Here is a 22,133-nt window from a genome sequence, read left to right as displayed (position 1 = left end):
ACCAGGGGTTTTCAAGGCCTTGAAAAATGCGGTTTTTTGCCCAATGCGCTGAAAAATAGTTTGAAAAAATTTGGTCAGGGCGAAAATAATCAAGCGGCAACTGCTCCAACGCCCGGATGGCGCGAAGGCTGGCATTGCACGGCATGAAAGTTCACTAGAAGGCGCAATCCTCACCGAGCTCCGCCTGGCGCTTAATGATCTGCAACTCGCAGCTCGCATATCTGCGCCTCATGCCGCCTCGGGATGCGAGGCCGTATTTTGTTTACAAGGTGCGCGTGTAGACGCGCTTGAACGTCTCCACATCCTCGACACTCCGGTTGGCCGGATCAAGGGGAATGACTTGCAAGGTTGCGGCCAGGTACACATTGACCGTCCGGTCGTCGTACTCGACCACGATAGTCGGATCACCATGGAAAGGCTGCTCTGCGTACAGGCGCTCCGGATGGTCGTAGGCAACGCGGTGGTCGGGAATTTCCTTGTTGAGATCGACGGTGTGGCTCAACTGCGTGCCGTCACGCGCCATCCACTTCATGATCATCGGTTTTCCGAAGGCGCTTCCGGCGAACGAGGTAACGCCGGGCACCTTGTTAAGGTCGGACGGCAGTTTGTCCGGAGCGGGCTCGCTCGGGAATTGGTCGCTGCTGGTGCCGTCGTAGATCAAGGAGCAACGGCTGGCCCCGCCGTAGCACGTCATCGCGTAATTATGCGTCTTGAATTTGAGCAGGTCGGCATTCGACTTGGAACATCCCTGCAATACGAAAATTGAAACAAGCAAAGGCGCAAGCGCTTTGGTGACGAAGGAAGCGAGATGATTCATTTTTCTCTGGAGTGAAAGGGCGCAGCGCGCTGTGGCTGGCACATGTGATCGGGGACCTCTGGCGATGGCCGGCATGGCCGGCGCTCTGCGGCGGGGTGTTAATTTTCTATTAATTTATGTTCTTGCGCAACATGATTTTTGTTGCATATACGCCCAACAGGTAGCCCAACAGGTGGGCATTGCGAGAGTTCCGGCCGTGCGGCGAACGACGCGCTGCGCTCAGCCGGTGCGTACCCGGTTGCGGCCGGCGTGTTTCGCCTCGTACAGCGCGGCGTCCGCGCGCATGAGCGCTTCGTTGAACGGCGCCCCTGGCGCCAGATGCGCCAGGCCGATACTGATCGTCACCCGCACCTGCTCGCCCTGCGGCGTGACGATGGTGCCGTTTTCCACCGCCCCGCGAATCCGTTCCGCCACCACGCAGGCGGTATCGCTATCGAGCCCGGGGAACAGCAGGCAGAATTCCTCGCCGCCGGTGCGCGCCACAAAGTCGGTGGCGCGCGAGGCCATGCCGATCAGGCCCGCCACCGCCACCAGCACCGTGTCGCCGGCGGCGTGGCCGTGCTGGTCGTTGATCTTCTTGAAAAAATCGATATCGGCGATGCCCACGCAGGTCAGCGCGCCGCTGCGGGCCGCGCGCGCGCAGGTGAGCAGCGCTTCCGCGTCGAAGGCGCGCCGGTTCGGCAAGCCCGTCAATGCATCGCTGAGCGCCTGCTTTTCCAGCTGCGCCAGCAGCGCTTCGCGTTCGGCCTCCATGCGCCGGCGCGCGCGCAGGTCTTCGAGAAAAGCGCCAAAGTAGCGCTTGCCCTCATGGATGCCAAGGTCGATCGCCTTCATGGCGATCGGGACCATCTCGCCGGTGCGGTGCCGGATCGCGAATTCGCGCACCTGCCCGAGCACGGTGGACTCCTTGCAGCTGTCCAGGTAAGCGCGCACGTAGCGCTCGTGCTGGCCCGCCAGGTTGGCTGGCAGCAGGCCGGTCAGCGGCTGCCCCAGAGCCTCGCCCTGCGCATAGCCCGACAGCGACTGCATCGCGCCGTTCTGGTAGCGAATGGCGCCGTCTTCATCAATGACGACGATCGCATCGAGCGCGTTCTCGAGCAGGCGCAGGGAGAGAGTGCAGGGCAGGGTGTCGAGCATGGTCGTTGGCCGCAGGGACGGGGACTGCAACGACCTTAGCATATAAGTTTCTGAATGCCATGAAAAATTGCCTGCATTTCGCACAGCTTGACGCGTAGCGACATCAATGAATACAAGCACACAACATTGCCGTTCCGCTTGTCGCATCACAAACACAAGACGCGCTTAATTTGTCCTATGTTGATATTGCGCTATTTAACTCCCTATGCAAGTTCGGTATATTTCTTTGAGGACAGTAATTTCGTGTCGCATCCTGCCTGCCCGGCAAAGACAACTGAAAGGTCAATGACCATGTTTAAGAACGTGACGATCAAGGCACGGCTCATTTTTGTCATCGGGGTGATCAGCGCCATTTCGCTGGTGATCGGAATAATCGGTTTGCGCAACCTGAGCGTGACCAATGCGTCGCTCAAAACGGTGTACGAGGACCGCCTGGTGGCGGCCGGCATGCTGGCCGAAGTGCTCACGCAGATCCAGCAAAACCAGAACACGCTGGCGATGGCGGTCAGCGCCGACCCGGCCAGGCTGTCCGAGGCCAGCACCGATGTCGAGCAGCGCGTGCAGTCCATCACCGCGCTCTGGGGCAAGTACATGGAAACCTATCTGACGCTCGAAGAGAAGGCCCTCGCCGCCAAATTCGCGGCCAGCAGGGAAACCTTCGTCGCGCAGGGCATCAAGCCGACCCTGGCCGCGTTCAAGGCCAAAGATGTGCCGGCCGCCGTCGCGCTGGTGCATGGCGCGCTGCATCAGAGCTTCGTTCCGGTGCGCGACAATATGCGCACCCTGATCAACTACCAGCTCACCGTCGGCAAGTCCGAGTACCAGCAGGCCATGGCGCGCTTCGAAACGGCGCGCGCGCTGGCCATCGGCCTGATTGTGCTCAGCATCGCCGTGGGCCTGCTGATGGGCACCGCGCTCATTCGCGGCATTTCGCGTTCGATCGCCGAGGCGCTGCGCTTCGCCAACAGCATCGCCGGCGGTAACCTGACCGACACCATCAAGATCGAATCGAACGATGAAATCGGCCAGTTGCTCGTTGCCCTGCAAAAGATGAACGACAGCCTGGTGGAAGTGGTGCGCCGGGTGCGCAGCGGCACCGAGACGATTTCGGTCGCCTCGTCCGAAATCGCGGCCGGCAACCAGGACCTGTCGAGCCGCACCGAAGAGCAGGCCAGCTCGCTGGAAGAAACCGCGTCGTCGATGGAAGAACTGACCTCCACCGTCCGCGCCAGCGCCGACAACGCGCGCCAGGCCAGCACCCTGGCCGCCACCGCCTCGGACGTGGCCACCAAGGGCGGCAACGTGATCGGCAATGTGGTCGACACGATGGGGCGCATCAATGAGGCCAGCAACAAGATTGTCGACATCATCGGCGTGATTGACGGGATCGCGTTCCAGACCAATATCCTGGCGCTGAACGCGGCGGTGGAAGCGGCGCGCGCGGGCGAGCAGGGACGCGGGTTCGCGGTGGTGGCGAGCGAAGTGCGCAACCTGGCGCAGCGCTCGGCGCAGGCGGCCAAGGAAATCAAGGGCCTGATCGGCAGCTCGGTCGAGCAGGTTGAAGCGGGCAGTAAACTGGTCAATGAGGCGGGCAGCACGATGAACGATATCGTCCAGAGCATCCAGCGGGTCACCGATATCATGGGCGACATCGCGGCGGCCAGCCAGGAGCAGACACTGGGGATCGACCAGATCAACCAGGCGGTGACGCAGATGGACCAGGTGACGCAGCAGAACGCGGCCCTGGTGGAAGAAGCGGCGGCGGCGTCGGAAGCGATGCAGGACCAGGCGCGCCAGCTGGCCGAGGTGGTCAGCGTGTTCAAGTTGAGTGCGGGGGCGGCGGTGGCGGTGGCGCCGAGGAGGGTGGCGGCCAGGCCGGCGCCGAAAGCGGCGGTGCGCGCGCCGGTGAAGAAGCAGTTGGCCAGTACCGCGCCAACGGAGGATTGGGAAGAGTTCTGACCGTCGTTCCCGCCAAGGGGGCCGCCGAGGCCGGGAACGACGGTCTACCGGCTGACGCTCAGCGCCGCCCGTACATCATCCACTCCCCCAGCAAATTCCTGGCCGGGTTGAAGGTATCGAGCAAACCCAGCGACAAGCCCAGCAACGCCTGCCCCGGCCCCTGGTGCGCGAACGCGCGCGCCATGCTGTCGGTCAGTTCCACCACCAGCTTGCGGTCGGTCCGGCGTTCCTTCGCAAACGCCTCCAGGGCCGCCGGCCCCGCATCGCGCGTCGCATCGCGCGCCAGCAAGCGCGCCAGCACCGCCGCGTCGCGCAGGCCCAGGTTCAAACCCTGCCCGGCCACCGGGTGCAAGGTCTGCGCGGCATTCCCGATCGCCACCGTGCGCGCGCTCGCACCCGGATCGGCATTCAGTCCGAGCGGATACGCAATCCGCGCGCTGGTCCCAATCATCCGTCCCAAACGCTCCCCGAACGCCTCGCCCAGCTGCGCCAGGAAGTGCGCGTCGTCCAGCGCCAGCAGCGCCTGCGCGCGCTCCGGCCGCACGCACCACACCAGCGCATACTGATGGCCGTCGGCGCCGTCCTGCGGCAGCATGGCCAGCGGCCCTTCTTCGGTAAACCGCTCGTACGCACGGTGCGCAACCGGGGCGCTGGTGCTCACGCGTGCAATGACCGCCGTCTGCCGGTAGTCGTGCGTGCGCGAGCGCGCATCCTGCTCGCCGAACACGCCGCCTTCGGCCTGCACCACCACCGCCGCCTCCAGCGCGCGTCCATCGTCGAGCGTGAGGGCGACACTGTCCGCCTGCTCCGTATGCCCTGCCACGCGCATCGGCCGCAGCGTCGCCACCCCGGCGCGCTCGCATGCCGCCGCCAGCGCCGCCACCAGGTCGCCATAGCGCGCCACGTAGCCGAGCGCCTCGACCCCATGCTCGGCGCGGTCGATCATGCTGCGCCCGAAGTGCCCGCGCCGCGATACATGCACCTGGTGGATGGCAGTTGAAGGCAGGGGCCAGGCGCCGATTTCTTCGAGCAGCATGCGGCTGCCGTACGACAGCGCGATCGAGCGCGGGTCGGTAAGCGCCACGCCGAGCGCCTTCGCGTCGACCAGGCCAATGCGCGTGCTGTCCATGCCGCGCCGCGCCAGCAGGGCGGCCAGCGCCATGCCGACCGGCCCGGCGCCGCAGATGGCGACGTCAAACTGTGTAGGTGTAGTGTCCATCAGGCTCGCATCAGTTGTTCGATATCGTCGGCCAGCTTGGGCGCCGAGGCGCTCAGGATGGTGTGGCCGTCTGGCGTGACCAGCACGTCGTCCTCGATGCGGATGCCGATGTGCCAGAACTGTTCCGGCACGCCCTCGGCGGGCCGCACGTAGATGCCCGGTTCGACCGTCAGCACCATGCCCGGCTGCAGCGGGCGCGATGGCTTGCCATCGGCATGCACGTCGCGGTAGGCGCCGGCGTCGTGTACGTCGAGCCCGAGCCAGTGGCCGGTGCCGTGCATGTAGAACTGCTGGTGCGCGCGTTCGGCGATCACGTCGTCCACGCTGCCCCATTTGCCCTTGTCCAGCAAGCCCAGGTCGAGCATGCCCTGCGCCAGCACGCGCGTGGCGCAATCGTGGATGTCGCTGTATTTCCGGCCGGGCCGCAGCACCGCCAGCGCGGCGTTCTGCGACGCCAGTACCAGCTCGTAGAGGGTGCGCTGCGGATCGCTGAAGCGGCCGTTGACCGGGTAGGTGCGGGTGATGTCGGCGGCGTAGCTGTCCAGTTCACAGCCGGCGTCGATCAGCACCAGGTCGCCGTCGCGTGTTTGCGCGCTGTTGGCGTTGTAGTGCAATACGCAGGCGTTCGCGCCGGCCGCCACGATCGGCGTGTAGGCCGGATACTGGGCGCCGCTGCGGCGGAACTCGTGCAGCAGTTCGGCCTCGATTTCGTATTCGAACATGCCCGGCTTGGACGCGCGCATCGCGCGCGCATGCGCCAGGCCCGAGATGGTCGCCGCGCGCAGCATGGTCGCTTGCTCGCTGTCGTCCTTGAACAGGCGCATCTCGTCGAGCAGCACCAGCAGGTCGTGCGCCACCGCCGGCGCGGTCACGCCGCCGCGCGCCTGGCGCCGCACCGCCAGCAGCCAGTTCTTCATCTGCATGTCGAGCGCGGCGCTGTGCCCGAGCGCGTAGTACGCGGCCGGGGCGTTGGCCAGCAGCCGGGCCATTTCGCCATCGAGCTCGTCGATCGGGAAGGCGGTGTCAAAAGCGAAGGCGCTGCGCGCGCCCTCGGGCCCGTGGCGGAAGCCATCCCAGATTTCGCGCTCGACGTTCTTCTGGCGGCAGAACAGGATCGACTGCGCCGCCGTCTCGCCAATGCCGGCCACCAGTACCAGCACGCTGTCCGGCTCCGTGAAGCCGGTCAGGTAGTAAAAATAGCTGTCGTGGCGGTACGGGTAGTCGCTGTCGCTGTTGCGCTGCACTTCGGGCGCGGTCGGCAAAATGGCCACGGCGCCCGGCTGCATGGCCGCGCACAGGCGCGCGCGCCGGGCTGCAAACTGCGTATTGTTCATGATTGTGCCTTGCGCGTGCCCGGCGGCGCGTTCAGTTCTTCCAGCTGCGCCACCGTGCCGACGTTGACCCAGTCGCCTTCGTAGATTTCGCCGCCCACCTGGCCCAGGTCCGCGTACTGGCGGATCAGGCTGCCCAGGCGCGCATGCGTGCCCGGCGCGATGGCCTTGAACATCTCCGGCCGGTACACGCCGATGTTCGAAAAATTCCACTTCGGCTCACCAGCGTTGGCCACCTGGTACATGGTCAGGCCGAAGTCGCCCTCCGGGTTGTGGAAGGGGTTGGGCGTGAGGTAGATCCAGCAGGCGTCGCGTTTCTCGGGCGGGTAGGGGTTGCCCCACATGTCTTCGTCGACCAGCACGTCGGTCACTTGCGCAAAGTCGAAGTAGGGGCAGTAGATGTCGGCCGAGAGCACCAGGAACGGTTCATCGCCCAGCAGGTGCAGCGCGTTGGCGATGCCGCCGGCCGTTTCCAGCGCCACCGTTTCGGGCGAGTAGACGATGCGCGCGCCGTACCTGGCGCCGTCGCCCAGTTCACGCTCGATCGCCTCGCCCATGTAGGCGTGGTTGATGACGATCTCGGTGATCCCGGCGCGTACCAGGTTCAGGAGGTGCCAGACGATCAGCGGGCGGCCGCGCACCTTGAGCAGCGGCTTCGGGCACTCGTCGGTCAAGGGGCGCATGCGTTCGCCGCGCCCGGCGGCCAGGATCATGGCTTTCATGAAGACCTCCGCATCAGAAGGTGTAGCCCACTTGCGGCACCTTGTCTTCGAAGGCGTCGAGCAGGCGCGCCAGCGGTTTGAGCACGATGTAGCGGTTGCAGGTCTTGCGCACGTAGTCGATCACGGTCGGCAGGTCGCCCAGGTAGGCGCTCTTGCCGTCTCGGTAGTTCAGGCGGCAGAAGATGCCGAGGATTTTCAGGTGGCGCTGCAGGGCCATGAATTCGAAGTCCTGGTAAAAGGCGTCGATGTCCGGATTGACCGGCAGCCCGACCGCCTTGGCGCGCTGCCAGTAGCGTACCACCCAGTCGAGCACGATTTCTTCGTCCCACTGGACGTAGGCGTCGCGCAGCAGCGAGGCCAGGTCGTAGGTGACCGGGCCGAACACGGCATCCTGGAAGTCGAGCACGCCCGGGTTGCCCTGGTCCATGAACATCAGGTTGCGCGAATGGAAATCACGGTGCATGAAGACTTGCTGCTGGGCCAGGTTGTTGGCGATGATCGCGTCGAACACTTTTTTCAAGGTGGCGCTCTGGACGTCGGTCATGGTCACGCCCAGGTGCTTGCCGACGAACCATTCCGGGAACAGGTTCAGTTCGCGCTCGATGAAGGCGCGGTCGTAGTCGGGCAGCACGCCCGGCGCGCTGGCGAGCTGGAACTTGACCAGCGCATCGACCGCGTCCGAATACATGAAGGGGGCGTTGTCGACGTCGAGCCGCTGCAGATAGGTGGTCGTGCCGAGGTCGGACAGCAGCAGGAAGCCGTTGGCCGCGTCCTGCGCCACGATGGCGGGCACGGACACGCCGGCGTCCAGCAGCAAACCCTGCACGTGGATATAGGCCGGCACGTTTTCGCGCTCGGGCGGGGCATCCATGGCGATCAGGGTCTCGCCCAGCTTGGCGCGCAGTTCGGGGACCACGTCGAGCCGGAAGTAGCGGCGAAAGCTCGCGTCGGCCGAGGCCGGACGGCGCGATTCGACCTGGACCAGGCCGAGCGGTTCAAGCCAGGTGGTGAGCTGCGTCAGGCGGGTGTCCGACGATGTTGCGGGGGTGGTGGTAAGCGATGAGGACATGTTGCAGCCTGAGAATCCGATTGATTGTAGAGATTCCCATATAATAAGGGATTAAACTCAAAAAATCGCCTGCCATGGTGTTTGCACACGTCATTTCATGAGCTTGAAAAAACCGGCAGCTCTCCCCTCGCAGCGTTGGGCCTATGCCCTGACGGCGCTCGTCACCGCCACCGCGGTGCCGCTGCACGCCCAAACCGTCCAGAACGTCCAAAAGCGCGAACGTACCGAAGATCCCAACCTGCCCGTCACTGTGCGCGCAGAAGAAATTTCCGGCCGCCCCGAACGCGAACTCATTCTTGAGCGCAAAGTTGAACTGAGCCGGGGACAAACCCGGATGAAAGCCGACCGCGCCTGCTTCAAGAACGTCGAGAATGAGGTCACCGCGAACGGCAATGTCTGGATGGAACGCTTCGGCGATACCTACACGGGCGATGCGCTGCAACTGAACCTGTCTTCGGGCAAGGGCTGGGTGCTGGAGCCCCAGTACCGCATGGAGCTCAACAACGCGCAGGGCTCGGCCAAGCGGGTCGACTTCATCAGCGAAGACGAGGCCATCGTCACCGACGGCACCTACACCACCTGCGAAGGCTTGCTGCCCGACTGGTACCTGAAATCGAACACCCTGCGCCTGGACGCCGGGCGCGATGTGGGCGTGGCCGGCAAGACGGTGATCTATTTCAAGGGCGTGCCGATCATCGGCGCGCCGGCGCTGTCGTTCTCGCTGTCGGGCGCGCGCCGCTCGGGCTGGCTGCCGCCGACCGTTGGTATCCGTTCCAAGGGCCGGGCCGAGATCCTGCAACCTTATTATGTCAACATCGCGCCGAACCGCGACCTGACCCTGTATCCGCGCTGGATGCTCGACCGCGGCCTGCAACTGGGCGCGACCGGCCGCTACCTCGGCGAGAACGACTACGGCGGCTACGAGGGCAAGACCCACGCTGAATTCCTGCTCAACGACAAGATCACCAAGACCGACCGCTGGCGCCTCGATTCGCAGCACACCCAGGCCGTCGCGCCCGGCTGGTCGTACGGCTGGAACCTGAAGGCGGCCTCGGACGATAATTATCCGAGCGACTTCTCGCAGTCGATCTCGACCAGCGCCGAACGCCAGCTGGTGCGCGAAATCCGCACCGACTACCGTACCCAGTTCTGGAGCGCCTCGGCGCGCGTGCAGAGCTACCAGGTGCTGCAGGACCCGGTCTCGGCGACCGATCCGAGCCGCACCGTGCCGCGCCCCTACGACCGCTTGCCGGAACTGCTGTTCCACGCCGGCCGCTACGACGTCAAGGGCTTCGACTGGGCGGTCGACTCGGAAATGACGCGCTTCTCGCATCCCGACCTACCGACCGGCAACCGGGCGGTGGTGGTGTCGCAAGTCAGTTATCCGATCGTGCGCCCCGGGTATTTCATCACGCCCAAGCTGATGTTGCACGCCAGCGCCTACGAGCTCGAAAAAACCAGGGCCGACGGCCCGCGCACGCTGACCCGCTCGCTGCCCACCTTCTCGCTCGACAGCGGGCTGGTGTTCGAGCGCGACGCCAAGCTGACCGGGCGCAAGATGACCCAGACCCTGGAGCCGCGCCTGTTCTACGTCTACACGCCGTACAAGGACCAGAGCCAGTTCCCCAACTTCGACACCTTCGAGGCCACCTTTAACCTGGCCCAGATCTTCAACGAAAACCGCTTCATCGGCAACGACCGCGTGTCGGACGCCAACCAGGTGACGGCGGCCTTGGTCTCGCGCTTTTTGGAGACCAACGGCGCCGAGCGCCTGCGCCTGGTGCTGGGGCAGCGCTTCTATCTGAACGAGCAGCGCGTCCAGCTGGCCAACACGCCGCGTACCGAAAGCCGTTCCGACGTGCTGCTGGCCGCTTCGGGCCGCATTTCCGACAAATGGAGCTTCGACAGCGCCGTGCAATACAATGCCAGCGCCAGCAGCGTGGTGACGCAGAACTATGGCGTGCAATGGCAGCCGGACGCGAAGAAGGTCATCAACGCCGAATACCGCTATTTGCGCGACGTCGTCAAGAATGCGGTGGTATCTTCCCAGTGGCCGCTGTCGAAGCGCTGGTACGGCGTGGGCCGTGTGACGTATTCGGTACTGGAACATAAAGTCGTCGAGGGCCTGGTCGGACTCGAATACCAGGCCGACTGCTGGGTGTTCCGCGCGGGTGGCCAGCGTTTCGTGACCACCACGCGCAATACCTCGAACTCGATGTTCTTCCAGCTGGAACTGAACGGCTTGTCCAAGCTCGGTTTCGGCAGCCCGCTCGAATCGTTTTACAAGAGCGTTCCAGGCTACACGAGACTGAACCAGGGCTCGGGCCGCTAAGCGGGACGTCGGATTGTTTTATTCACCTGAATATAGAAGTGCTTCCCAGATTATGCGTAATTTCAGTATGCACCAACTCAAGATCGCCGCCGCCCTGCTGTGCGCCCTGACCGCCGGCCAGGCGGCTGCCCAGGCCACGCCGGCCAAGCCGGCCGCCGCCAAGCCGTCCAGCGGCTTTTTGCCGCCGGCCTCGGCCTCGGCCAACGTCATCGACTCGATCGCCGTGGTGGTCAACGATGAAGTCATCACCCGCAACGAAATCACCGCCCGCGTGCGCGCCGTCGAAGGCGCCATGAAGTCGCAGAACGCGCCCGTGCCGGAAGCGGCCGACCTGCAGCGCCAGGTGATCGAGCGCATGATCGTCGAACGTGCCCAGATGCAGCTGGCCAAGGAGATGGGCGTGCGCGTCGACGACACCATGCTCGACCGCGCCATCGGCCGCATCGCCGAGCAGCAGAAGCTGTCGGTGCAGGAGATGCGCAACCAGATGGAAAAGAGCGGCACCACCTTTGCCGCTTTCCGCGAAGAGATCCGCAGCGAAATCATGATGCAGCGCCTGCGCGAGCATGAAGTCGACAACAAGATCCAGATTTCCGACGCCGAAGTCGACACCTACCTGGCCGCCGAAAAAGCCGCCGCCGCCGACAAGGTCGAGATGAACCTGTCGCAGATCATGGTGCGCATCCCTGAAAACGCTTCGCCCGAACAAATCGCCGCGCGCCGCGCACGGGCCGACGACGTCATGCGCCAGCTGCGCACCGGCGGTGACTTCGCCAAGATCGCCGCCACCTACTCCGATTCGAGCGATGCGCTCAAGGGCGGCGAAATCGGCTGGCGCGCGCTCGATCGCCTGCCGCCGCTGTTTTCCGACGCGCTCGGCAAACTCAAGCCGGGCCAGGTCACGCCGGTCCTGAAAAGCACCACCGGTTTCCACATCCTGAAAATGGTCGACAAGCGCAACCTGGCCGACAGCGCCGCCCCGGCGCCGGTGCAGCAGACGCGCGCGCGCCACATCCTGCTCAAGGTCAGCCCGACCATGACCGCGGCCGACGCCAAGCGCAAGCTGACCGAACTGAAGGAACGCCTCGACAACAAGGCCGCCAAGTTCGAAGAACTGGCGCGCCTGTTCTCCAACGACGGTTCGGCCAGCAAGGGCGGCGACCTCGGTTGGCTGTACCCGGGCGACACCGTGCCCGAATTCGAAACCGTGATGGCGACCCTGAAACCGGGCGAAGTGAGCGACGTCGTCGAAACGCCGTACGGCTTCCACCTGATCGAAGTCATGGAACGCAAGAGCGACGACCAGAACAAGGAACGGGTGCGCCTGGCTGCGCGCCAGGTGATCCGCGACCGCAAGCTCGAAGAAGCGACCGAAGACTGGGCGCGCCAGGTGCGCGACCGCGCCTACGTCGAATTCCGCGACGAGAACAGGTAAGCTTATGCGGCAGGCAAGCACACGGCCGGCGATCGCCATCACCACGGGCGAACCGGCCGGGATCGGGCCGGAAATCTCGATCCGCGCTGCCTGGGCCATGCGCGCGCAGGTCAACTGCGTGCTGCTCGGCGACGCCGCCTTCCTGGCGCTCACCGCCAGCCTGATCGACCCCGCTATCGAACTGGCCGCCCTGTCGGTGCAGGCGCTGCGCAACGGCGGCCTGCCGCAGTTCGGGCCTTCGCGCATCTGCGTCATCGACGTGCCGCTGGGCGCCCACGTGGTGCCGGGCGTGCTGGACCCGGCCAACGGCCGTGCGGTGCTGGCCACGCTCGACCTGGCGGTCGAAGGCGCGCGCGCCGGCTGGTTCGACGCCATGGTCACCGCGCCGCTGCAAAAGAGCACCATCAACGACGCCGGCGTGGCTTTTTCGGGGCACACCGAATACCTGGCCGAGCAGACCGCCACCGCCCAGGTGGTGATGATGCTGGCCGGCGAGACTAGTCCCGATTCCGCGCCTGACAACTACGCGTTGCGGGTGGCGCTGGCCACCACCCATCTGCCGCTCAAGGATGTGCCGGCGGCGATCACGCGCGAAGGCCTGGCGCGCGTGATCGACATCATTCACCACGACCTGAAAACCAAATTCGGCATCGCCGAACCGCGCATCCTGGTCACCGGCCTCAATCCGCACGCGGGCGAGAACGGCTACCTGGGACGCGAGGAAATCGACACCATCGCGCCGGCGCTGGAACAGGCGCGCGCACGCGGCATCGACGCGCGCGGGCCGTATCCGGCCGATACGCTGTTCCAGCCCAAGTACCTGGCGGGCGCCGACTGCGTGCTGGCCATGTACCACGACCAGGGCCTGCCGGTGCTCAAGTACGCCACCTTCGGGCGCGGCGTGAACATTACCCTCGGCCTGCCGCTGATCCGCACCTCGGTCGACCATGGCACCGCGCTCGACCTGGCTGGCGCCGGGCTGGGACAAGCCGACTGCGGCAGCATGGAACAGGCCATCCGCACCGCATTGCAGATGGTGAGCGCACAGCGCGCATCGCAGTGTTAGACCGCACCCTTAGAACAGAATCGAAAAGAAGAATATGAAACACGTCGCCCGCAAGCGCTTCGGCCAGAATTTTTTGACCGACAAACTCGTCCTCGATAACATCATCGACGCCATTGGACCCGAGAAGGGCCAGGCGCTGGTCGAAATCGGGCCGGGCCTGGCCGCCATGACGGCGCTGCTGCTCAAGCACCTGGACCACATGCACGTGGTGGAGCTGGACCGCGACCTGGTCGCGCGCCTGGAAAACAACTTCCCGCGCGAGAAGCTGACCATTCACTCGGGCGACGCGCTCAAGTTCGACTACGGCCAGATTCCGGTACCGGAAGGGCAGAAGCTGCGCGTGGTCGGCAACCTGCCGTACAACATTTCGAGCCCGCTGCTGTTCCACCTGGCCGACTTCGCGCACCTGATCGAAGACCAGCATTTCATGCTCCAGAAAGAAGTCGTCGAGCGCATGGTGGCAGCGCCCGGCAGCAAGACCTACGGCCGGCTGTCGGTGATGCTGCAATGGCGTTACGACATGTCGCTCATGTTCATCGTGCCGCCGACCGCGTTCGATCCGCCGCCGCAGGTGGAATCGGCCATCGTGCGCATGGTGCCGGTGCCGGCGCAGCGCAAACTGGCGTGCGACGGTCCGACCCTGGAAGCGGTGGTCATGAAGGCGTTCTCGCAGCGCCGCAAGGTGATCCGCAACTGCATGGCGGGGATGTGCACCGAAGCGCAGCTGGTCGAAGCCGGAATCGACCCGTCGATGCGTCCGGAGACGGTCGGCCTGGCGCAGTATGTGGCGCTGTCGAATTTGCTCAAGCAGCCGGCCTGACAGGAGTGCCCTCATGATCATGCTCAAAGTCCCGTACGCCGAAAAAGACGAGGCCAAGGCCCTGGGCGCGCGCTGGAACAAGGATAGCAAGCTGTGGTACGTGCCGGACGGGGTCGACGTGGCCCCGTTCCAGCGCTGGGTGCTCAAGGGCGTGGCGCCGTCGCCGGCGGGCAGGGTCGATTCGTATGTGGGCAAGCAGGTCGTGGGAGCGCGCTACGTGGCGCTGGAACACGGATGCAATCCGTTTGAGGCGTGCGTGGAGTGCGGGCCGAAGCTGGCGGCATCCGGATGGGAAGATGCGCGCGCCGAGGTGCTGCGCATTGTGGGTGGCTTGACCACCTGATTAATTTCTTCGCTAACGGTTAAAGCCGTCGTCCCCCCCAAAGCGGGGGCCGCCGCGAATAGGGGCCCCCCCGCAGTCAGGCCCGCCCCCCAAAACAGCGGGGTAACTACCCCAAACGCCCCCCACAATATTGTGAAATAAAAAGGTCGTCCCCGCCTTCGCGGGGACGACGGCTCTTCGGGCCCGCCCGTCTGTCAGGCCGGCCCACCTTCACTGCTGCTTACGTCCCGATCCGGCCGCCATCATTCTTGGTAATGACAATGGTCGCCGAACGTGGGCGCTTGCCCGCGCCGTAGCCGGCGTTGCTTGGCCACTGGCTGGTGTACTTCGACGGATCGGCCAGATTCGCCTGCGCCGTGTTCTCGCCCGGGTGCTGGATGTTGATGAACATCGACTTGCCATCCGGCGTTTCGCAGATACCCGTGATTTCCGAACCCGCAGGGCCGACCAGGAAGCGCTTGAGCGTCTCCGCCGTCGGCTTCTTGCCCACATACGTATCGACTGCCAGGGTGCCGCCAGCCGTTTTCGGATGGTTCAGGGTGACCTTGGCGCCGTCGCCGACCGTGCCTGGCACGGCGGCCAGCATCATGCAGTTGGTGACGTCGGTGTAGGCGCCATCATCGGTCTGGATCCAGCAGATGCCGGTGTACGGGCTGAATGCCAGGCCGTCCGGGCTCGAGAAATCCTGGTCCGCGGTCAGGTTCGACAGGTTCACGAAGCCGCCATTGGCGCCCGCTTCGGCGCCGAACAGGTACACATCCCAGGTAAAGCTGGTCGCCGCCGAGGCGCCGGCGCCTTCTTTCATGCGCAGGATATGGCCGTTCGGGTTGCCGGTCTGGGCCGACGTGCCTTTCATGTCGGTGTAGGCGCGCGGGTTGGAGCTGTCCGGTGCCAGTTGCGACGAGGTCGGGTCGACCGCGCGGTTCGAGTTGTTGGTCAGCGAGTAGTAGATCTCGCCGTTGGCCGGATTGACCGAGCACCATTCCGGACGGTCCATTTTGGTCGCGCCAACCGCATCGGCGGCCAGGCGGGCGTTGACCGTAATGTCGGCCTGGTCGGCGAACTTGTAGGCGCTGTAGGCAGCGATGGCGGCGTTCGACATGGCCAGCTCGATCCACTGGCCGGTGCCGTCGGCGTTGATCTTGGCGACATACAGCTTGCCGCTGTCGAGGTATTTGTCGCCCGTGGCCATGCGGTCGGCGGCGCTGGCGTCGGCGGCGGCCCAGACGGCGCTCGAGACGAATTTGTAGATGTATTCGTTGCGCGAATCGTCGCCCATGTAGACGGCCAGCTGCTGGCCCACCACCGGGTTGCCGAAGGCGGCGCTTTCGTGGGCGTAGCGGCCGAGAGCCGTGCGCTTCTTGGCCGACCTGGACTTGTCGTACGGGTCCATTTCGACGATGTAGCCCATGCCGTTCATTTCATTGCGGTAGTCGTCGCTGCCATCGGCCGACGCGCCTTTTTTGCTGATGTCCCAGCGTGCGTATTTGTCGTCGGTGCCGGCGCTTTCCCAGCCGTGGCGCGACGTCGAGCCCTGGGTGCGGCCGTAGCGCTTGAGCGACGCGATGCTCTTGTCGCCGGCACGGGCGGCATCGTCGGCGGCGCCGCGCACGAAGTAGCCGGACCAGTTTTCTTCACCGGTCAGGAACGAGCCCCATGGCGATTTGCCGGTGCCGCAGTTGTTCAGGGTGCCGCGCGTCTTGGTGGCGGTCGGCGAGTATTTGGTCTTGAGCAGGGCATTGCCGCGCGCGGGACCCGACAGTTCGATGTCGGTCAGCGGGGTAATGCGGTGGTTGAAGGAGGACTCCTTCACATACGCCCAGGCGGCGCCGGTCTTCTTGACTTCGACCACGCTCACGCCGTGGATCGCCACTTCCTTGTCCACTTCCGAAGCAGGGCGCGGCAGGGTGGTGACGCCGCCATTGGCGTGCAGGAAGAAGGACGACAGTTTCGCGTCGGTGGTCGCTTCGTGGTTCACGGCCAGCAGGCCGCGGTCCGAACTGGTGGTGGTGGCGGTGCCGCTGGCCGACAGACCGTAGAACTCCATGCCGTCGTGATGGTCGCCGGCGCGGGTGTCGAAGTTGTTGTCGGTGCCGTCGTTCTTGTAGGCGGGGGTGGTGCCGTTGAGCGGGTCGCCCAGCGCATAGATGACCGAGGCGGTGTAGCCGGCCGGGACGGTGACCATGTCGGCCAGGCTTTTCGGAACGGCCGTGAAGGCCAGCAGTTTTTCAGCCGCGACCGGCGGCGGGGTCGGGGTCGGCGTCGGGGTTGGGGCGACCGGAGCCGGGTCGTCGCTGCTGCAGGCCGACAGACCGACTGCGCCGAAGATCGCCGTGGCGGCCGATGCCATGCCGCCGCGCAGCAGGCTGCGGCGGCTCAGGCGGGCGTTGAGCACCGTGTTGAAGTGTTCGTTCGGCGAATCATTGCAGTCGATGTCATCTGGATCGATGGAGCTAACCAGATCGTTTGGCTTGTTCATGAAGGTCCTATGGCTGGGGTTGGATTTAGCAAGCCGGATTCTAGCCAGCCAAGATGACCGTGCCGTGACGGCAAGATGACAGGAAGATGACAAGCTATCCATCACTTGCTGGATCCATCCAGAAATAAGGTTTCCAATTCGCCAACATTGCCCATTTTCATGCCATGATGGAGCGGCGCTGCCCCGACCGATTTGCCTCCACCATAAGGATTGTCACCCGATGAGATTTCCACGCACATTGTGTTTTCTGCTCGCCAGCCTGGCTATCAGCCTGCCCGCTGCGCCGGCCCTGGCTGCACCGCTAGCGGCGACGGCGTCGGCGAGCGACAGCGCGGCCAACCAGGCTGTGCTCGACTATATTCGCGCCCAAATGCAGGAGCGCCGCATTCCCGGCCTGCAGATCGTGGTGATCCGGCGGCAGAAAGTGGTGCTCTCGGCAGCGCTCGGCGTGGCCAATCTCCAGCACAGGGTGGCGGTGGGCGAGCACACCGTGTTTTCGATCAATTCCGCCACCAAGGCGGTCACCGGCGTGGCCATCATGCAGCTGGTGGACCAGGGCAAGCTGGCGCTGGAGGCGCCGGTGTCGCGCTACCTGGACGGTTTGCCGGCGCCATGGCAAGCGGTCACGCTCGCCCAACTGCTCAACCATACGTCCGGCCTGCCCGATCTGCTCGACGGCGAAGGCGACCTGCTGCCGGGCGGCATGGAGGGCGCCTGGAAAGCCGCACTGGCCGCGCCGGTGCAGTTCGCGCCGGGCCAGCGCTTCAGCTATAACCAGACCAACTACGTGCTGCTGGGGAAAATCATCGACCGCCTGAGCGGCGAGCCTTTTCTCGATTTTATCCGGCACAAGCAATTCGACGTCGTCGGCATGCCTGGCAGCAGCTTCGGCGACACCGGCGACATCATCATGGACAAGGCCAATTCCTACCGCTTCCAAGGTAGCGTGCTGCGCAATGTGGTGGAAGAATTTCCGCCGGCCATGCGCACTGGCGCGGGCATGAATACCACCGCGACCGAGCTGGGCAAGTGGATCGTGGCCCTCCAGCAAGGGCGCCTGCTCACGCCGGCCAGCCTGGCGGCGATGTGGGCGCCGTCAAGCTTTGCCGACGGCCGCCCGGCGCCGTGGGCCATGGGCTGGCCGGCCATCCGCCGCGGCGCCGGGGTGCAGCGCGCGGTGGCCGGCAACGGCGGCGGGCGTTCGGCGTTTTATGTGTATCCCGAGGATGACCTGGCGGTCATCATCCTGACCAACCTGGCCGGGGGCCGGCCGGACCAGCTGATCGACACCGTGGCCGGCTTTTACCTGCCGGCGCTGCGCCGGGAGCGCCGCTAGCCGAACGAAAATCAGGACAAAAAAAAGCCCGCTGTGAAGCGGGCTTGAAATCCAATTCTTTTTGAGGAGAGTTGGAGGAGACAGGTGCAATTATGCTGCGCTACAGCATATCAGGCCAATTTATCTTTGTAATATCAGTTATGCCTTTTGCAAATATCACCTTCGCAAGCCCCAGGCCGGATTACTTTTCGCGGCACAGTACATTCACGTTGGTCACTTCGGCATCGCCCATTTCGCCAATGCCGCGATCGACCGAGCAGACCAGCTTGCCACCGTCCGGCTGTTGCAGGACAGACACGCCGTAGCTGACGCCGAAGGCGATCGCGCTGCCGAATTTATACGACTGCGCATCCTTGGCCACGTTGATCCTATCGCTGCTGCCGTTGATCAGCACCAGGTTCTCGCCGACGTACGGCTTGGCCTGGCCATCGGCGCCGACGATCTTGACCGCGCCGCCGATCTGATAGGTAAAGTCGCGGCAGGTAATGGTGGCGCTGATCGATGCCTGGCGTCCGGCGGTGTCCTTGTTGTTGTCAGGAGTGCAATCCTGGTGCAGTGCAGTGCTCTTGACCTGGACGTCGTACTGGACGCCGTATTCGATGGCGTTAGGGAAGCGGTAGCTGGTGGCCTTGGCATCGACCGGCAGGTCGCTCATGCCGATGTTGCTCAGGACCAGGCCCGGGTATTTCAGGTTGACGACCCTGCCTTCGACAGGAAAGGTCGCTTTGCCGCCGCACGCGGCCAGGCCCAGGGCGAGAGTGAGCAGCAGCGAATGGCGCAGGACGGAACAGGTCATAAATTTCTCCAGAAAATAGGGGGCCGCCCGCGCGGGCGGCGCGCCGGGATCAGTTGCAGGTGATGAGGACGTTGTCGACGTCGGCATTGCCCATGACGCCGATCGCGTTGTCGATGCGGCAGGTCAGGCCCGGCGGCTGTTGCAGCACGCTCAAGCCATACGCCTGGGTTTCGCCGACCTGGCCGGGCACGGGTGTATTTTCAACTTTCGGATCGACCCTCAGGTTGAATTCGGTCTTGTTGGCGAGAATGTTGAGGCGATAGGTGCCATTGATGATCACCAGCGGACCGTTGGTCAGGCCAACGATCCTGCCTTTGATATCGTGCGGTTTCAGGATGCAGTTCACGCTGATCAAGGGGATGTTGTAGGCGCTCGACTTGCCCTTGCCGTTGATCATCTTGCAGGTCGCGTTCGATGGCGTCGACTTGAAGGTGATGTCGTACTCGGTATTGCCGGCGATCAGGTCCGGGAACACGAAGCTGCTCGCGTACGGTTCGACCTTCAGGTCCGGCCCGCCCTTGTTCTGCAGCACCAGGCCGGCGATGGTGACGCCGTCGACGGTGCCGCCCAGTTGCATGGTGCCATTGTCGTCGCCGCCGCACGCGGCCAGGGTGAGCGCGCACGCAAGTGCCACGGCGGAACGCAGGTACAGATTTTTCATACTTTCTCCAAAACGAATGCGGGTAAGGTGGGGAGGCTGGGCCGCCGATGGACAGCCTGGGGTGGACGTCATTTTAGAGCATTTGTCAACGCCGCGGCTCATTGCCTTGTATCGGTGTGTAATGGCCACCGCCAAGGCGGCGCGCCAGTCCGGTTGATTTTCAGCCGCTGCCTCGCTATGCTGGATGCGGACCCACTACCGAGAACAACATGACGACCCCGCCGCGCCGCACCTGGCCCAAAGCCATTCTGTTCGACCTGGACGATACGCTGTGGCCGATCGCCCCGGTGATCCTGCAAGCCGAGCAGACCCTGCACGCCTGGCTGCACAGTAACGCGCCACGGGTGGCCGAGCGCTTCACCATCGACGCCCTGCGCCAGGCGCGCCTGGCCATGCTGGCGCAGCAGCCCGAATTCGAACTCGACCTGGGCGCCCTGCGCCGCGCCGGCCTGTTGTCGGCCTTTGAAGCGGCCGGCGAAGACGCGGCCAAGGTCGAGCAGGCCATGGTGCATTTCTATGCCGCGCGCAACGCCGTCATCCCCTACGACGACGTGCTGCCCGGTCTGCTGCGCCTGAAAGGCCGTAGCATGCTCGGCTCGGTTACCAACGGCAATGCCGACCTCAAAGCGATCGGGCTGTCGCACCATTTCAAGGTGTCGGTGGCGGCCAGCCAGTTCGGCCGCGCCAAGCCCGACGCCGCCATTTTCCTGGCCGCCTGCCAGCAACTCGGGGTCGACCCGGCCGACGCGGTGTACGTGGGCGACGATGTGCTGCTCGACGTGCAGGGCGCCCAGCGCGCCGGCCTGCGCGCGGTCTGGCTCAACCGTACCGGCAGCGAGCGCCATCTTGAACACGGGGTCGTGCCGGACGCCATCTGCCGCAGTTTCGACGAGCTGCTCGACTGGCTCAAGCGCGAGCACGACTGAGGCGCCGGATGCGGCAGGCAGGCCGCGCCGGCCACATAAAGCCCCGGCGCGCCTGCGAACGTGCATAATAAGCGCATCAGCACTTGTGCTTGCCCTTGTTTTTGTTCTTACCGCCCCTCACCTAGAATCATGCAACTCGATACCCGCGCGCAAACGCTGCTCAAAGCCCTGGTCGAACGGTACATCGCCGACGGCCAGCCGGTGGGGTCGCGCGCGCTGTCGAAAATCTCCGGACTCGACCTCTCGCCCGCGACCATCCGCAACATCATGGCCGACCTGGAAGAACTCGGCTATGTGGCCAGTCCGCATACCTCGGCCGGGCGCATTCCGACCCCGCGCGGCTACCGCATCTTTGTCGATACCTTGTTGACTGTGCAACACATCGACGAACACGCGGTCGATGCGCGCCTGCGCCTGCCGGCCCAGCAGCCGCAAAAGATGATCGCCAATGCGGCGCAGATGCTGTCGTCGCTGTCGCAGTTTGCCGGCGTGGTGCTCAGTCCCCGGCGCGAATCGGTGTTCCAGCAGATCGAGTTCCTGCGCCTGTCCGAAAAGCGCATCCTGCTGGTCATCGTCGACCCGCGCGGCGACGTGCAGAACCGCCTGCTGCTGACCGAGGCCGACTACACGCCGGCGCAACTGGTGCGCTCGGCCAATTACATCAACCAGAATTATGGCGGACTGTCGTTCGACGACGTGCGTACGCGCCTGACCAGCGAACTGCGCCAGTTGCGCGACGATATGGGCAGCCTGATGCAGGCAGCGGTCGAGGCCGGCAGCGAGGCGATGACCGACCAGTCGGACGACATGGTCATTTCGGGCGAGCGTAATTTGCTGAGCGTGTCGGACCTGTCGTCCAACATGAGCTCGCTGCGCCAGATGTTCGACATGTTCGAGCAAAAGACCGGACTGATGCAGCTGCTCGATGTGTCGAGCAAGGCGACCGGGGTGCAGATCTTTATCGGCGGCGAGTCGAACCTGGTGCCGATGGATGAAATGAGCGTGGTGACCGCACCCTACGAGGTCAACGGCAAGATCGTCGGCACCCTGGGCGTGATCGGGCCAACCCGCATGGCCTACGAGCGCGTCATTCCGATCGTCGACATCACCGCCAAGCTGCTCTCGAACGCCCTGAGCCACTCGTGAGCGTAGCGCCTCGCCTGGCGCCTCGCCTGGCGCCTCGCGCGGAGTTCCGCTCAGGTTTTGTGCGGGCAGGCGGGCTTGACGCAGTTGCCGTAGATCGCCAGCGCGTGCTCGGCAATCTTGAAGCCGCGCTCGACCGCCACCTTGTGCTGGCGCGACTCGATCTCGTCGTCGTAGAACTCTTCCACGCGGCCGCAGTCGAGGCACACCAGGTGATCGTGGTGCGAACCGGCGTTGAGCTCGAAAATCGCCTTGCCGGTTTCGAAATGGTTGCGGTTGAGCAGGCCCGCCTGCTCGAACTGGGTCAGTACGCGATATACGGTGGCCAGGCCGACATCCATATTATCGGTCAACAAAATCTTGTAAACGTCTTCCGCAGTCAGGTGGCGCACCTCGCTGTTCTGGAAAATCTCGAGGATTTTCAGGCGGGGCAGGGTGGCTTTCAGGCCGCTGGCTTTGAGGTCGCTAGGATTGTTACTCATGTTTGTTACTCGTATATTGGCGTAGTGCTTTATCATATAGCGTTTTAGACGGAGGTGCCT

The 22,133-nt window shown here is 64.4% G+C and carries 19 protein-coding genes; 9 read left to right on the top strand and 10 right to left on the bottom strand.

The annotated features are described in order from the left end of the window. Positions 1-262 precede the first annotated feature (262 nt). The gene (locus F1609_RS17225; RefSeq protein ID WP_167077635.1) at positions 263-817 is read right to left on the bottom strand and encodes a hypothetical protein; all 555 of its coding nucleotides are present in this window, start codon (positions 815-817) and stop codon (positions 263-265) included. 219 nt (positions 818-1,036) lie between these two features. Beyond that, positions 1,037-1,954 carry a sensor domain-containing diguanylate cyclase gene (locus tag F1609_RS17220; protein ID WP_167077634.1) on the bottom strand — a complete coding sequence of 306 codons (918 nt, stop codon included), beginning with the start codon at positions 1,952-1,954 and terminating at the stop codon, positions 1,037-1,039. 285 nt (positions 1,955-2,239) lie between these two features. Here F1609_RS17220 and F1609_RS35065 point away from each other — a divergent pair, with 285 nt between their 5' ends. Continuing rightward, the gene (locus F1609_RS35065; RefSeq protein WP_167077633.1) at positions 2,240-3,913 is read left to right on the top strand and encodes a methyl-accepting chemotaxis protein; all 1,674 of its coding nucleotides are present in this window, start codon (positions 2,240-2,242) and stop codon (positions 3,911-3,913) included. A gap of 58 nt (positions 3,914-3,971) precedes the next feature. Here F1609_RS35065 and F1609_RS17210 read toward each other — a convergent pair whose 3' ends face one another. From F1609_RS17210 to F1609_RS17195, 4 genes are read right to left on the bottom strand one after another with little or no spacing between them, the layout of a single operon-like run. Continuing rightward, positions 3,972-5,132: an FAD-dependent monooxygenase gene (locus tag F1609_RS17210; RefSeq protein ID WP_167077632.1), complete on the bottom strand. Its 1,161-nt coding sequence runs from the start codon at positions 5,130-5,132 to the stop codon at positions 3,972-3,974. Beyond that, the gene (gene pepP, locus F1609_RS17205) at positions 5,132-6,466 is read right to left on the bottom strand and encodes a Xaa-Pro aminopeptidase (RefSeq protein ID WP_167077631.1); all 1,335 of its coding nucleotides are present in this window, start codon (positions 6,464-6,466) and stop codon (positions 5,132-5,134) included. The genes F1609_RS17210 and pepP overlap by 1 nt, the downstream gene beginning before the upstream one ends. Next, the gene (gene murU / locus F1609_RS17200; RefSeq protein WP_167077630.1) at positions 6,463-7,185 is read right to left on the bottom strand and encodes an N-acetylmuramate alpha-1-phosphate uridylyltransferase MurU; all 723 of its coding nucleotides are present in this window, start codon (positions 7,183-7,185) and stop codon (positions 6,463-6,465) included. Before murU ends, pepP begins: the two co-directional genes overlap by 4 nt. A gap of 13 nt (positions 7,186-7,198) precedes the next feature. Then, on the bottom strand, positions 7,199-8,254 hold the full coding sequence (locus F1609_RS17195) for an aminoglycoside phosphotransferase family protein (protein WP_167077629.1): 1,056 nt from the start codon (positions 8,252-8,254) through the stop codon (positions 7,199-7,201). 97 nt (positions 8,255-8,351) lie between these two features. Between F1609_RS17195 and F1609_RS17190 the strand changes: the two genes are divergently transcribed. From F1609_RS17190 to F1609_RS17170, 5 genes are all read left to right on the top strand, one after another. Beyond that, complete coding sequence (locus tag F1609_RS17190; protein WP_167077628.1) at positions 8,352-10,586, top strand: LPS-assembly protein LptD; 2,235 nt, start codon at positions 8,352-8,354, stop codon at positions 10,584-10,586. 67 nt (positions 10,587-10,653) lie between these two features. After that, the gene (locus F1609_RS17185) at positions 10,654-12,021 is read left to right on the top strand and encodes a peptidylprolyl isomerase (RefSeq protein WP_167077627.1); all 1,368 of its coding nucleotides are present in this window, start codon (positions 10,654-10,656) and stop codon (positions 12,019-12,021) included. Positions 12,022-12,025: 4 nt separating this feature from the next. Further along, complete coding sequence (gene pdxA / locus F1609_RS17180) at positions 12,026-13,087, top strand: 4-hydroxythreonine-4-phosphate dehydrogenase PdxA (protein WP_167077626.1); 1,062 nt, start codon at positions 12,026-12,028, stop codon at positions 13,085-13,087. Between the two features lie 34 nt (positions 13,088-13,121). Further along, positions 13,122-13,907 carry a 16S rRNA (adenine(1518)-N(6)/adenine(1519)-N(6))-dimethyltransferase RsmA gene (gene rsmA / locus F1609_RS17175; protein WP_167077625.1) on the top strand — a complete coding sequence of 262 codons (786 nt, stop codon included), beginning with the start codon at positions 13,122-13,124 and terminating at the stop codon, positions 13,905-13,907. Positions 13,908-13,920: 13 nt separating this feature from the next. Further along, complete coding sequence (locus F1609_RS17170) at positions 13,921-14,250, top strand: DUF5710 domain-containing protein (protein ID WP_167077624.1); 330 nt, start codon at positions 13,921-13,923, stop codon at positions 14,248-14,250. Positions 14,251-14,470: 220 nt separating this feature from the next. On the opposite strand, the gene F1609_RS17165 is transcribed toward F1609_RS17170, so the two are convergent. Continuing rightward, the gene (locus F1609_RS17165; protein ID WP_167077623.1) at positions 14,471-16,729 is read right to left on the bottom strand and encodes a PhoX family protein; all 2,259 of its coding nucleotides are present in this window, start codon (positions 16,727-16,729) and stop codon (positions 14,471-14,473) included. A 220-nt stretch (positions 16,730-16,949) separates the two neighbouring features. On the opposite strand from F1609_RS17165, the gene F1609_RS17160 reads away from it, so the two are divergent. After that, positions 16,950-18,065: a serine hydrolase domain-containing protein gene (locus tag F1609_RS17160; RefSeq protein WP_167077622.1), complete on the top strand. Its 1,116-nt coding sequence runs from the start codon at positions 16,950-16,952 to the stop codon at positions 18,063-18,065. Between the two features lie 181 nt (positions 18,066-18,246). Here F1609_RS17160 and F1609_RS17155 read toward each other — a convergent pair whose 3' ends face one another. Then, positions 18,247-18,861: a hypothetical protein gene (locus F1609_RS17155; RefSeq protein ID WP_167077621.1), complete on the bottom strand. Its 615-nt coding sequence runs from the start codon at positions 18,859-18,861 to the stop codon at positions 18,247-18,249. A 49-nt stretch (positions 18,862-18,910) separates the two neighbouring features. Beyond that, the gene (locus F1609_RS17150) at positions 18,911-19,522 is read right to left on the bottom strand and encodes a hypothetical protein (protein WP_167077620.1); all 612 of its coding nucleotides are present in this window, start codon (positions 19,520-19,522) and stop codon (positions 18,911-18,913) included. Between the two features lie 209 nt (positions 19,523-19,731). On the opposite strand from F1609_RS17150, the gene F1609_RS17145 reads away from it, so the two are divergent. Further along, positions 19,732-20,448: an HAD family hydrolase gene (locus F1609_RS17145; RefSeq protein WP_167077619.1), complete on the top strand. Its 717-nt coding sequence runs from the start codon at positions 19,732-19,734 to the stop codon at positions 20,446-20,448. 129 nt (positions 20,449-20,577) lie between these two features. After that, complete coding sequence (hrcA, locus tag F1609_RS17140; RefSeq protein WP_167077618.1) at positions 20,578-21,594, top strand: heat-inducible transcriptional repressor HrcA; 1,017 nt, start codon at positions 20,578-20,580, stop codon at positions 21,592-21,594. Between the two features lie 50 nt (positions 21,595-21,644). On the opposite strand, the gene fur is transcribed toward hrcA, so the two are convergent. Next, on the bottom strand, positions 21,645-22,073 hold the full coding sequence (gene fur, locus F1609_RS17135) for a ferric iron uptake transcriptional regulator (protein WP_126073843.1): 429 nt from the start codon (positions 22,071-22,073) through the stop codon (positions 21,645-21,647). Between the last annotated feature and the right edge of the window lie 60 nt (positions 22,074-22,133).

Source organism: Massilia aquatica (assembly GCF_011682045.1).
GTDB classification, from domain to species: Bacteria; Pseudomonadota; Gammaproteobacteria; order Burkholderiales; family Burkholderiaceae_D; genus Telluria_A; species Telluria_A aquatica.
This window is presented reverse-complemented; position numbering and strand designations above follow the sequence as displayed.